The sequence below is a fragment of the Sphingopyxis sp. genome (assembly GCF_016463645.1).
GTDB lineage: Bacteria > Pseudomonadota > Alphaproteobacteria > Sphingomonadales > Sphingomonadaceae > Sphingopyxis.
This window is the reverse complement of record NZ_JAEMQX010000113.1, coordinates 1-11,694: the sequence shown is the minus strand read 5'-3', so window position 1 is coordinate 11,694 and position 11,694 is coordinate 1. Positions and strand designations below refer to the sequence as shown.

The window sequence follows — 11,694 nt, the reverse complement described above, 5'->3', positions numbered from 1 at the left end:
TTGAAGATGAAATCGCTGACCTTCATGTCGGGGTTGCCCGACAGGCCCGCGCCGTCACTGCGGTCCGACTTGCCGTTGCCGTTGATGTCGTGACGCACCGAAACGACATAGCTGCCTTCGGCCTTCACCGGCACGCAGACCTGCATATTGCCCGATTTCGCAACCGGAACATCGACGCGTTCGAGCCATTTGCGCTTTTCGAGATAGGTCGAATTGGCGCTGTATATCTGGACGCGCAGCGTACCCGTGCGCGCCTTGAAACCGCGCACGTCGACGAGGACGGCGGTGGAATTGCTGTTGCACAGGGCAGCGGCCGGACCCAGCGTGGCGCCCTGCGCCGCGACGGGCGCAATCAGCGCTCCGGCAGCGCCGGCTGCGAGTATCCCGGCGAAAAACATTTTCGACATGACCTCAAAACCTCCAGAGGCTATAGCCATCCCAGCATTCGCAAACGCGCGCTGACATGGGTCCCTGTCGCCCTTGAATCGGCATATCGGAAACAACTGCGGCCAAATCATGGTGATGGGGCGACCAAAGATTGAATAAGCTTCCTGCCATCGACCGCTACATCGCGCGGCTCATCTTCTTTCCGATGCTCGGCACGCTCGTCCTGTCGGCGATGCTGCTCGTGCTCGAAAAGATGCTGCGCCTCTTCGACTTCGTCGCGACCGAGGGCGGCCCGGTCAGCGTCGTCTGGCGGATGCTTGCGAACCTCATCCCCGAATATCTCTCGCTCGGCATCCCGATCGGGCTGATGCTCGGAATTCTCCTTGCTTTCCGGAGGCTTGCGACATCAAGCGAGCTCGACGTCCTGAAGGGCGTGGGCATGAGTTTCGGGCGCCTGATGCGCGTACCCTATGCCTATGCGATTGCGCTCGCGGCGCTCAACCTTGCCATCGTCGGCTTCATCCAGCCCGTCGCGCGCTACGCCTATGAAGGCTTGCAATTCGAATTGCGGTCGGGCGCACTCGGCGCCTCGATCAAGGTCGGCGAGTTCACCAAATTGGGCGACCGCATGACGCTCCGCATCGAGGAAAGCTACAACGACGGGCGGTCGCTGCGCGGCATCTTCGTGCGCGGCGAGCAGAAGGACGGCCAGCGTGTGTCGGCGACCGCGGCGCGCGGCCAGTTCCTCGCGACCGACGATCCGAACACGATCATCCTCCGCCTGTCGCAGGGCGTGCTGATCCATGAATCGCCCAAATTCGCGGTGCCCCGCGTCCTGACCTTCGACAATCACGATTTGCCGATCCCGCTGCCCAAGATCGAGGCGTTCCGCCTGCGCGGCGGCGCCGACCGCGAAATGACGATCCCCGAGCTGTTCGTCGCGGGCAAGGACCAGAGCCAGTCGGTGCAGACACGGCTCGAATCGCGGGCGAATTTTCACTTCCGCATCGTCGAGGTGATGTCGATGTTCCTGATCCCGCTGATCGCGATCGCGCTCGCCATTCCGCCCAAAAGATCGACATCGTCGCTGGGCGTCTTCCTGTCGATCGTGCTGCTCGTGACCCAGCACAAGATCAACCAATATGCCGAGGATCTGGGTGCACGCGGCACGATCGATCCGCTGATCGCGCTGTGGGTGCCCTATCTGCTCTTCGCGGCGCTCGCGATCTGGATGTACTACACGGTCGCGCATGTTCCCGGCGGCCAGCCGATCGGCGCACTCGAGCGCGTCGCCGCCAAGGCGGCGCAGAAGATTCGTGCCATGCTCGCGATGTTCCAGCGCAAGCCACGGATCAACTGATGCATCAACTCCATTTCTTCCCGTCGCGCACGATGGCGCTCTACGTCGGCCGCCTGTTCCTCGTCCGCTCCTTCTCGATCCTCTTCGCGCTGGTGCTGATCCTCCAGACGCTCGACCTGCTCGGCGAAAGCGGCAAGATTCTCGCGGTCGCGGGCAACAGCGATTCGGACGTGTGGCGCTACGTCGGCATGCGCCTGCCGCAGATCGTCGAGACCTTCCTGCCCTTTTCGGTGCTGCTCGGCACGATATTGACGATGGTCACGCTCAACCAGAACAGCGAGGTCATCGCGATGAAGGCGGCGGGCATGTCGGCGCATCAGGTGCTGGCGCCGCTGTTCCTCGCGGCGCTGCTCGTCGCGGGGATCAGCTTCGCCTTCAACGAACGCATCGTCACCCGATCGACCGCGGCGCTCAGCGCGTGGCAGAAGGTCGAATACAGGAAGGTGCCGAAGGACAGCGGTATCCGCACCAACATCTGGGTCCGCGACGGCGACGATCTGATCAACGCGACGACGGTCGATACCAGCGGCCCGGTGATCACGCTCGGTTATGTGACCATCTATGAACGCACCGGCGGCGTATTGTCGTCCATGCTGTCGGCCGACAGCGCGCGCGCGGTTGCCGGCGGCGGCTGGGAGCTGACCAATGCGCGGCGCTTCCTGCGCCGCTCGGGCACGCTCGAGCCGCTCGGCACGATCGTCGCGGCGAAGAATGTGCGTCCCGACCAGTTCACGCTCGCACAGGTCGACGGCGACGAATTGCCCTTTCTGAAGCTCAAGGCGGCGATCGCCGACCTCGAGGCCGCGGGACGGCCCGTCGATGCGCTGAAAGGCGTGCTCTGGCACAAGATTTCAGGACCGCTTTCGGCGATACTGATGCCGCTGCTCGGCGCGGTCGCGGCGTTCGGCCTCGCGCGCTCGGGCAAGCTGTTCGTGCGCGCGATCATCGGCATGGGGCTCGGCTTCGCCTATTTCGTCGCCGACAATTTCGCGCTCGCGATGGGCGATCTCGGCGCCTATTCGCCCTTCCTCGCGGCGTGGGGACCGTTCATCCTCTTCGCGCTGATCGGCGAGATGATTTTGATCAGGACCGAGGAATAAGTCGGGTCGGCTGGAGCGTCTTCAGGCCACCCCACCCTTCGCCGACCCCGCAACAAGGTTCATCACCAGCTTCGGCAGGCTGTCGTAATTCGCGCCATGATATTGCGAGTCCGCAGGCAGCGCGTCCTTCAGGCGGCGGTGCGCCTCGGCGAGCGAATGATAGGGCACGCCCGGCAGCAGATGATGCAGCGCGTGATAGCGCAGGCCCACCGGCGCCCACAGCTCGGGCAGCAGCCCCGGCGGCGGGACGTTGACGCTGTCGAGGAACTGGCCGGTCACGGTCAGCACTTCGCCGTCATTTTCCCAGAGATGCGCGACGAGCGTGCGGATCTGGTTGAGCACCAAGGTCGCCGACGCGATCGCACCGAAGATGACCAGTGCGCGCAGCGGCACCCAGCCAAGGACGCCCGCGGCGATCAGCAGCGTCGACCACGCCCACGCGCCGCCTTCCTGCCACGCCCACTGGCGGCGGAACTCGCCCTCGGGCGGCTTGCGGCGGAACAGCGGGTTGATGATCATCCCCGAATAGCGTTCGACGACGACCTTGCGCAGCGGCGGGATCAGGAACGACAGCGGGGTGAGCACGCCGTAGCGGAAGACGAGCGCGATCGGCGCGAACGCCGCGACGACGACGAACAAGGGTACCGTCCACGGCTTCATCAGCGCGAGCGGCAGATATTCGGGATCGTCGACCGTGCCATATTTGGTACGATTGTGGTGCAGGCTGTGGATGCCCTCGTACATGAAGGACGGGATCAGCATCGGCACGCCGACGAGGATGTTCCATGCAAGGCGGAAACCCGGCAGCGCATTCTTGCGGATATGGGTGAGCTCGTGGATGAAGCTGCCGGCACGGTAGAGCGCGACGACCGAAATGACCGCCGCGACGAGCATCCACACGGTCGAAGGCGCGAGGATCGCCGCCGCGATGCCGGCATAGCCGACGAAAGCCGAAACCAGCATGTCGGTCCAGTAGATGCGCGCGCTCGGCTGCACGAGATCGCGCGTCAGTTCCGAAGCCGCGCGGATCATCGCCATATCGTCGGCAATCGCCGACTTCGGCATCTTGTCGGCATCCGCCGACGGGGGGACCGGTGCCGCCAACGGGGTCGACAGCCGATCGACAAGAGTGTTCATCGCTAACATGTCCGGCTCTTCACCATGATTTCGTGGCAGCAAAATGGCCGAATGCGGGTCGCCAGCGCCCCATCTATGCCCTAATGCGTCGCCACAAATATAGGGTTGGCATTTCAGGAAACCAGTATGAGCGGACATTCGGACGGCCCGATCACGATCCTCCCGGTCAAGAACAAGAATGATTTACGCGAATTCGTCGAGCTCGCCTTTCGCCTCAACCGCGGCGATCCGGCGTGGGTCCCGCCGCTGAAGGGCGAGGTTTACGGCCTCCTCACCCCCGGCAAGAATCCGTGGTTCGAGCATGGCAAGGCGCAATATTTCCTCGCGCGACGCGACGGCCGGACGATCGGACGCATCTCGGCGCATATCGACGAACTCGCGCTCGCGCAGCCCGCCGAGCAGGGCATGGGACCCGGAACCGGCAACTGGGGGCTGCTCGAGGCCGAGGATGAGGATAGCGCGACAGCGCTGATCGCCGCGGCCGAGGATTGGCTGCGCGGGCAAGGCATGACGCGCGCGCTCGGGCCGCTGTCGATCTCGATCTGGGACGAACCCGGCCTGCTGGTCGAGGGTTTCGACGAGCCCCCGACCATCATGCTCGGCCACAACAGCCCGCTCTATCGCGGCTGGATAGAGAATGCGGGTTATGCGCCCGTCAAGCAGCTCCTCAACTATTCGGTCGCCATCGACAACGGTTTTCCGCCGCTGGTCAACCGCATCGTCGCGGCGGGCGAGAAGAACGCGCGGATCCGCATCCGCAAGGTCGACAAGCGCCGTTTCGACGCCGAGGCAAAGCTGATCATGGGCCTGCTGAACGACGCATGGTCCGACAATTGGGGTTTCGTGCCCCTGACCGACAGCGAGATCGCCTATGTCGGCAAGAAGCTGAAGGACATCGTCTTCGAGGACCTGATCCGCGTCGCCGAACTCGACGGCGAACCGGTCGCTTTCATGATCGTGCTGCCGAACATCAACCAGTTGCTGATCGACATGGACGGCTCCCTCCTGCCCTTCAACTGGGCGCGGCTGCTCTGGTGGCTGCGGAGACCCAAGAGCCGCATCCTGCGTGTGCCGTTGATGGGCGTCGCGAAAAAGCTGCAGAACAGCCGGATGGCGAGCACCCTGGCGTTTATGATGATCGAGTTCATCCGCCGCGACGCCGTGCGCGACTATGATGCCAAACATGGCGACATCGGCTGGGTCCTCGACGACAATCAGGGGATGAATGCGGTCGCCGAGGCGATCGAGGCCAAGGTCAACCGGGTGTATCAGATCTACGACAAAATGCTCTGATCGCTGGGATAGCTTTGCGACAAATCGCCGCCACCGTGCGTTGGGAGCATGGAAAGGCTTTGTCATGGCAGTCCAGTATCTTGCCGCCAATCGCTTCGGGCTCGGCCGCCGGTTCGACGACCCGCCGATCGACGATCCGAAAGCCTGGCTGACGCGCCAGATCGGCGACTATGATCCGGCGCCCACGGCACTCGCGGGACTTGCCGGGCGCGAGGCTATCGCGACCGCCTACGCCGAATATCGCGACGAACGGCAGGCGATGCGCCGCGCGGTGAACGAAGCCGCGATGGACGGCGGCGAGACGACGGGCGAAGCGATTCAGCGCATGGCGCGCGCGGGTTTCCGTCGCCACTATGCCGAAGCGACGGGCGCGCGCCTTGCCGCCGCGATCGCGACGCCGACACCCTTTGCCGAGCGCCTCGTCCATTTCTGGGCGAATCATTTCGCGATATCGGCCGACAAGCAGACGGTCGTCGGTTTCGCGGGCAATTACGAGAATGAAGCGATCCGCCCGCATGTCATGGGCAAATTCGCCGACCTCCTGACCGCAGCGGTCCATCACCCCGCGATGCTGCTCTTTCTCGACCAGGCGCAAAGCTTCGGACCCGACAGCGCGTTCGCGACGCGCGTGCGCAGCCGCGGCAACCGCCAGGTACCGGGGCTCAACGAAAACCTCGCGCGCGAGATCATGGAACTGCACACGCTGGGGGTGCGCACCGGTTATACGCAGGCCGATGTGACCAGTTTTGCCAAGGTGCTGACCGGGCTGACCGTCGCGGGGCTCGGGCGCGGCGTCGGCCAGCGGCTGATGCCCGCCGACGCGCGGCCGGGCGAAACCCTGTTCGTCGAGCGGTTGCATCAGCCGGGGGCGCAGACGATCCTCGGCAAACGCTATGACCAGCCCGGCGCGAAGCAGGCCGAAGCGGTTCTCCGCGACCTTGCGGTGCATCCCGCGACCGCGCGCCATATCGCGACCAAACTCGCGCGTCATTTCACCGGCGACGAACCGCCGGCGAAGCTGGTCGACCGGCTGGCGCAGGATTTCGAAAAGACCGGCGGCGACCTTTCCTCGCTTTATCGCACGCTCGTCGCCTCTCCCGAGCCATGGAGCGCCGAATCCGCAATGTTCAAATCGCCGTGGGACTGGACCGTGTCGATGCTGCGCGCGCTCAGGACGCCCGGCCTCGGCCAGCGGCAGAATATCGCCGCGATGTTTACACAGCTCGGCCAGCCGGTGTGGCGCCCCGGATCGCCCAAGGGTTATGACGATATGGTCGCGACGTGGGCGGGGTCGGCGGCGCTGATGCAGCGCGTCGAACTCGCAAGCCGCATCGCCGGTCGAATCGGCGACCGCGCTGATGCGCGCCGGCTCGCCCCGCTCGTCCTCGCCGATGCGCTTACCCCCGAAACGAGTCAGGCCATCGCGCGCGCCGACAGTCCCGGTCAGGGGCTCGCGATGCTGTTCGCCAGCCCGGCCTTTTTGCGGAGATAGACGATGATCCTCTCACGCCGATCCTTGATCCTGTCGGGCATCACCGTCGCCGCCGCGGGCACCCTCCCGGGCTTCGCCTATGCCGCCGCGGGCACGCCCAGGCGCCTCGTCTTCATCATCCAGCGCGGCGCCGCAGACGGGCTGGCGACCGTTGCGCCCACGGGCGATCCCGCCTTCGCCGCCGCGCGCCGCGCGATGGCCGACGAGACCGCGGGCGGCGCAAAGCTCGATGGCATGTTCATGCTGCACCCGGCACTCGCGCAAACGGCAGGCCTCTACACCGGCAAGCAGGCGCATTTCGCGCACGCCGTCGCGACCGCCTATCGCGACCGGTCGCATTTCGACGGGCAGAACATGCTCGAGGGCGGCGGATCGCGTCCCTATGGCCGCGACGACGGCTGGGTCGGGCGGCTGCTCACGCTGCTCCCCGCCGCCGAGCGCGACGCGATCGCGATCGCCCCCGCGGTCCCGCTCGCGCTGCGCGGCACGGTGCAGGTCGGCACCTATGCGCCGAGCCGCCTGCCGCAGGCCGACGCCGACCTGATCGCGCGGCTGACCGCGATGTATGCCAACGACCCGCTGCTCCACCCCCTGTGGGACAGCGCGGTCAAGACGCAGGAACTGGCGAGCGATATCGGCGGCAATAACGGCCGCAACGGTGCCGAACTCGGCAAGCTCGCCGCGTCGCTGATGGTTCCTGCCGACGGCGCGCGCGTGATGATGGTCGAAACCGGCGGCTGGGACACGCACAGCGGCCAGCGCGGGCGCCTCGCGGCGCAATTGCGCGGGCTCGATCAGTTGATCGGTTCGCTGCAGACGGGGCTCGGTCCGGCGTGGAACGACACGCTCGTCATCGTCGCGACCGAATTCGGCCGCACGGTCGAGGTCAACGGCACCGGCGGCACCGACCATGGCACCGCCTCGACCGCGATGCTGCTGGGCGGCGGACTGGAAGCCGGCGGCAAGGTGTCGGCCGACTGGCCGGGGCTCGGCACCGCCGCGCGCTACGAGGGCCGCGATCTCAAGCCGACGCGCAGCCTCGAGAGTGTGATCGCGGGCGCCGTCGCGCATCATTATGCGCTCGACCCGAAACGGGTGATGACGACGCTCTACCCCGACGTCTGACGGCTGTTTTCGGCGTAGCCGAAACAGGGCGGCACCGGCCCGCTCCCCCACCCGGCCTCCCTAGGTTACTATCGTTGGGGAGGCCGGGTGGGGGAGCGGGCCGGTGCCGCCTTCCGCATCAGTGGAAGAAATTACGCGAGGATCGCCCAGGTCGGCGCGTGGTCGCTGGCTTTCTCGCGCCCACGGTGATCCTTGTCGACGCCCGCGTCGACCAGCCGGTCGGCGAGCGCGGGGCTGAGGAGCAGATGGTCGATCCGGAAACCGTGATCGCGCTGCCAGCCCCCCGCCTGATAGTCCCAGAAGGTCCAGACGCCGCCAGCCGGATGGCGGCTTCGGATCGCGTCGGTCCAGCCGTCGCCGAGCAAACGGAACCATGCGTCGCGCGAATCGGGCTGCATCAGCGCATCGGTCGACATCGCGCGCGGGTCCCACACATCGTCGTCGTGCGGAATGACGTTATAGTCGCCGGTCAGGACAGTCGGGATTTCGCTCGTGAGGAGAAATTTCGCGCGCTCGCGGAGCCGCGCCATCCAGCGCAGCTTGTAATCGAATTTCGGACCCGGCTGGGGGTTGCCGTTGGGAAGATAGATGCAGCCGACCCTCAGGCCGTGGACATCGGCCTCGAGATAACGCGACTGCTCGTCCTCCGCCTCGCCCTCCAGGCCGCGCTGGATTTCGACCGGCTCCGTCCCCTTGGCGAGGATCGCGACGCCGTTGAAGCCCTTTTGGCCGTGATAGAGAAAGCCATAGCCCGCCGCCTCGATCTCCTTTGTCGGCATCGTCTCGTCGCTCGACTTCAGTTCCTGCAGGCAGGCGACGTCGGGCTGCGTTTCCTCGAGCCATTCGACGAGGCGCGGCAGGCGGGCCTTGATCCCGTTGATATTGAAGGTCGCAATTTTCATGGCCGCTTCTATGGCAGCAAGCGGCCCGCTGTGAAAGGCGTCAGATCGAGAAGCTCGATCCGCAGCCGCAGCCCGAGGCGGCGTTCGGATTTTCGACCTTGAACGACGAGCCCCCGAGCGAATCGACGAAATCGACGACGCAGCCGCGCACCAGATCGATACTGACGGGATCGACCACCAGCTTCACGCCATCGGTTTCGGTGACGATGTCATCGGCGTCGATGCTTTCGGCAAGGCCGAAGCGATAGGTGAAGCCCGAACAGCCCCCGCCATCGACCGCGAGGCGCAGCGCGGCCTCGCTCTCGCCCTTGCGATCGGCGATCCAGCGGACGCGCGCCGCAGCGGCGGACGACAGGGTGATTTCGGTAAGCTGCGTGGCCATGACCGCTAGATAGGATCTGCGGGCCAAAAGAAAAGGGCGCCTCGACGGTCTTCCGCCTGGCGCCCCTCCTCTCCGACCCTTTAAACTTGTCTTATTCGGGACCGCCCATCGCGACATTCTTGCCCGTGATCGCGGCGATCGCCATCTGGTCCGAACGAACGAACGGCATCGGGTTGACCGGTGCGCCTTCGATGCGGACCTCATAATGGAGGTGGTTGCCGGTGGAACGGCCGGTCGATCCGACATAGCCGAGGACCTGCCCCTTCTTCACCGACTGGCCCGGGGTCACGATGTACGAGGACATGTGGCCGTAGCGCGTCTGGATCGCGTTGCCATGTTCGACTTCGACATAATTGCCATAGCCGCCGAGGCGCTGGGCGCGGCCGACGATGCCGTCGGCGGTCGCGTAAATCGGGGTGCCGTGCGGTGCCGGGATGTCGATGCCGTTGTGGCGCGCGACCTTGCCGGTGACCGGGTGGACGCGCATGCCGTACGACGATGACAGCGACATCTGCTCGATCGGGCGGCGCGAAGGCACCGATACGCCGATCGAGGCGGTCAGGCCGGTGTCGAGGCGCTTCCACGCCTGAAAGATGGCGCGCGCTTCGCTGTCTTCGCCCGCAGCCGGGACGCCAGCGGTGAAGCTGTCGTCATCGGGTTCGTCGGGAGCGACAATGCCGGCGTCGGCGCTGGTTTCGGCAGCGTGGGCGGCCGGTGTGGCCAATCCGAAACATGCTGCCGCGCAGACGATTGCGACTTGGTGCAACTTCTGCGCCAGAAGAGTGTTAATCAAAACGACGACCCCACATCTGCCATGTCGCCAAAGTCCGTAAACAGGGCCTTGGCGCCGGTGTTTTCCAGGTTTTGGATGATTGCTCATCCCCCGCGGAAGCCTGTGTGCTGCCCCAATCCTTACGAAGCAATAACGGCGTAGAATTCTTGCGTTAAACCGGCGTCGTGGCGCGCCGAGTCGTTGAACGGAGGCTTCAAACTGCCTCGAAAGCGCGATTTTACGAGGTCGTGCCACGTTTCGACGACATTGAATCCCCTTTCGTCGCACTTTTGCCGGAACCAGACTGTGCCGGCGCTCACATGGCGGATTTCGTCGTTGTAAATACGCGATAAAATCTTCGCGGAAACCTCATCTCCCGCCGCGCGGAAGCGTTCGACCGTCGAGGGCGTGACGTCCAGCCCCCGCGCTTCGAGCACCATCGGCACGACCGCGAGCCGTGCCAACACGTCGTCTGCGGTGGACTGCGCCGATTCCCATAACCCGGCGTGCGCCGGAAGCGCGCCATAAGAGCTGCCGAGCTGGCGCAGCCGCCGGTCGAGCAACGCGAAATGCATCGCCTCGTCGGCCGCGACGCCGATCCAGTCGTCGACGAATCGACGCGGAAATTCATTGCCGAAACGGCCGACCAGATCGACCGCGAGGTCGATCGCGACGAACTCGATATGCGCGAGCGCATGGATCAAGGCGATCCGGCCGCGCTCCGATCCGCCCTTGCGGCGGCGCGGCATCTGGCCGGGAGCGAGGAGCTCGGGCCTCGCGGGCCACGCCGGCCGGTCGGGCATCGGCACATCGCAACGATGCGCAAGCTCCCCGCCCCGCCAGGCCCTTGCGAGGCCACGTGCCGCCCGGCGCTTGTCGTGCGGGTCCGGCGTCAGCAGGACCGCGCGCGCGGCTTCGCCCAGCGATTGCATCAGAGGGCCCTTGCAGCCTCCAGCACGGCGTCGGCATGGCCCTTCACGCGCACCTTGCGCCACTCTTTCGCAAGTTTGCCGTCGCGGCCGAACAGAAAGGTCGAACGCTCGATCCCCATATAGGTGCGTCCGTAATTCTGCTTTTCGACCCAGGTACCGAAGGCTTCGCACGCCGCGCCATCCTCATCGGATGCGAGGCGGACGGTCAGGCCGTATTTATCGCGAAACTTGCAGAGCTTCGCCGGCGCGTCGCGCGATACCGCCAGCACCTGTGCGTTCAGATGCGCGAATTCGGGCGCGAGGCGCGTGAAATCCTGCGCCTCGGTCGTGCATCCGGGCGTGTCGGCCTTGGGGTAGAAATAGACGACCAGCGGGGCGCCCTTCATCGCGGCGAGATCGATCGCCGCGCCGTCGGCGTCGAGAAGCGTCACGCCGGGAACGGCGTCTCCGATTGCGAGGGTCACGGCTTTGTCTCCTGTTGTGCGGGGCGAATCGAGGCCCACCAGTTCGCGATCTCCTGCCGCGCCATGTCGTGCGCGGCAAGCAGTTGCGGCCAGCCCGGCTCCCCGCACTGGCTGGCGACGAGCTGGCGGGCGGCGGCGGTCCGCGGCTCGCCGTCGGGCGCGGTGAGGCGCAGCATCACGAGCATGCGCGCGAGCAACCCGTGTGCATCGATGATCTCTTGCGGAGCGAGTCCTTCCGCCTTCATGCACGCGAGCGCCGCCGAAATATTCGGGTCGTGGCACCGGCCGCTCGCAAGCTGCGTCACCTGCATCGCGAATTCGAGGTCGACGAGCCCGCCCGGTCCGCCC

The 11,694-nt window shown here is 65.6% G+C and carries 12 protein-coding genes and 1 pseudogene; 5 read left to right on the top strand and 8 right to left on the bottom strand.

All coding sequences use genetic code 11. From position 1 onward, the window contains the following. Nucleotides 1-407, bottom strand: a 407-nt coding sequence (locus tag JHC57_RS17765) for a DUF2141 domain-containing protein (protein ID WP_294031687.1), incomplete at its 3' end; no start/stop codon positions are given. A 131-nt stretch (nt 408-538) separates the two neighbouring features. On the opposite strand from JHC57_RS17765, the gene lptF reads away from it, so the two are divergent. Together lptF and lptG are read left to right on the top strand one after the other, a co-directional pair. Next, a complete protein-coding gene (lptF, locus tag JHC57_RS17760) occupies nt 539-1,747 on the top strand; it encodes an LPS export ABC transporter permease LptF (protein WP_294031686.1) in 1,209 nt (402 codons plus the stop codon). Then, on the top strand, nt 1,747-2,847 hold the full coding sequence (gene lptG / locus JHC57_RS17755; RefSeq protein WP_294031684.1) for an LPS export ABC transporter permease LptG: 1,101 nt from the start codon (nt 1,747-1,749) through the stop codon (nt 2,845-2,847). Before lptF ends, lptG begins: the two co-directional genes overlap by 1 nt. A 21-nt stretch (nt 2,848-2,868) precedes the next feature. Here the strand turns inward: lptG and JHC57_RS17750 are convergent, their stop codons facing one another. Next, the gene (locus tag JHC57_RS17750) at nt 2,869-3,993 is read right to left on the bottom strand and encodes a fatty acid desaturase (protein ID WP_294031683.1); all 1,125 of its coding nucleotides are present in this window, start codon (nt 3,991-3,993) and stop codon (nt 2,869-2,871) included. 117 nt (nt 3,994-4,110) lie between these two features. Between JHC57_RS17750 and JHC57_RS17745 the strand changes: the two genes are divergently transcribed. From JHC57_RS17745 to JHC57_RS17735, 3 genes are all read left to right on the top strand, one after another. Then, entirely contained in the window at nt 4,111-5,277 is a 1,167-nt protein-coding gene (locus tag JHC57_RS17745) for an N-acetyltransferase (protein ID WP_294031682.1), read from the top strand. 64 nt (nt 5,278-5,341) lie between these two features. Continuing rightward, entirely contained in the window at nt 5,342-6,769 is a 1,428-nt protein-coding gene (locus JHC57_RS17740; protein WP_294031681.1) for a DUF1800 domain-containing protein, read from the top strand. Nucleotides 6,770-6,772: 3 nt separating this feature from the next. Continuing rightward, on the top strand, nt 6,773-7,894 hold the full coding sequence (locus JHC57_RS17735) for a DUF1501 domain-containing protein (RefSeq protein WP_294031679.1): 1,122 nt from the start codon (nt 6,773-6,775) through the stop codon (nt 7,892-7,894). Nucleotides 7,895-8,025: 131 nt separating this feature from the next. On the opposite strand, the gene xth is transcribed toward JHC57_RS17735, so the two are convergent. The 6 genes and pseudogenes from xth to JHC57_RS17705 all read right to left on the bottom strand — a co-directional run. After that, complete coding sequence (xth, locus tag JHC57_RS17730) at nt 8,026-8,796, bottom strand: exodeoxyribonuclease III (protein ID WP_294031678.1); 771 nt, start codon at nt 8,794-8,796, stop codon at nt 8,026-8,028. 40 nt (nt 8,797-8,836) lie between these two features. Then, the gene (gene erpA / locus JHC57_RS17725) at nt 8,837-9,178 is read right to left on the bottom strand and encodes an iron-sulfur cluster insertion protein ErpA (RefSeq protein ID WP_294031676.1); all 342 of its coding nucleotides are present in this window, start codon (nt 9,176-9,178) and stop codon (nt 8,837-8,839) included. A 91-nt stretch (nt 9,179-9,269) separates the two neighbouring features. Beyond that, nucleotides 9,270-9,902 carry a M23 family metallopeptidase gene (locus tag JHC57_RS17720; RefSeq protein WP_294031674.1) on the bottom strand — a complete coding sequence of 211 codons (633 nt, stop codon included), beginning with the start codon at nt 9,900-9,902 and terminating at the stop codon, nt 9,270-9,272. Nucleotides 9,903-10,090: 188 nt separating this feature from the next. Then, nucleotides 10,091-10,882 carry a ferritin-like domain-containing protein gene (locus JHC57_RS17715; protein ID WP_294031673.1) on the bottom strand — a complete coding sequence of 264 codons (792 nt, stop codon included), beginning with the start codon at nt 10,880-10,882 and terminating at the stop codon, nt 10,091-10,093. Continuing rightward, nucleotides 10,882-11,346, bottom strand: a complete 465-nt coding sequence (locus JHC57_RS17710; RefSeq protein ID WP_294031671.1) for a peroxiredoxin — start codon at nt 11,344-11,346, stop codon at nt 10,882-10,884. The genes JHC57_RS17715 and JHC57_RS17710 overlap by 1 nt, the downstream gene beginning before the upstream one ends. Further along, nucleotides 11,343-11,694, bottom strand: a pseudogene (locus JHC57_RS17705) (glutamine-synthetase adenylyltransferase); the annotation flags it as partial. The gene JHC57_RS17710 and the pseudogene JHC57_RS17705, both read right to left, overlap by 4 nt.

Coding starts and splice junctions, on each gene's coding strand:
- JHC57_RS17735 (WP_294031679.1), top strand. CDS start 6,773: ATGATCCTCTCACGCCGATCCTTGATCCTGTCGGGCATCACCGTCGCC.
- JHC57_RS17745 (WP_294031682.1), top strand. CDS start 4,111: ATGAGCGGACATTCGGACGGCCCGATCACGATCCTCCCGGTCAAGAAC.
- xth (WP_294031678.1), bottom strand. CDS start 8,796: ATGAAAATTGCGACCTTCAATATCAACGGGATCAAGGCCCGCCTGCCG.
- JHC57_RS17740 (WP_294031681.1), top strand. CDS start 5,342: ATGGCAGTCCAGTATCTTGCCGCCAATCGCTTCGGGCTCGGCCGCCGG.
- erpA (WP_294031676.1), bottom strand. CDS start 9,178: ATGGCCACGCAGCTTACCGAAATCACCCTGTCGTCCGCCGCTGCGGCG.
- JHC57_RS17750 (WP_294031683.1), bottom strand. CDS start 3,993: ATGTTAGCGATGAACACTCTTGTCGATCGGCTGTCGACCCCGTTGGCG.
- lptG (WP_294031684.1), top strand. CDS start 1,747: ATGCATCAACTCCATTTCTTCCCGTCGCGCACGATGGCGCTCTACGTC.
- JHC57_RS17715 (WP_294031673.1), bottom strand. CDS start 10,882: ATGCAATCGCTGGGCGAAGCCGCGCGCGCGGTCCTGCTGACGCCGGAC.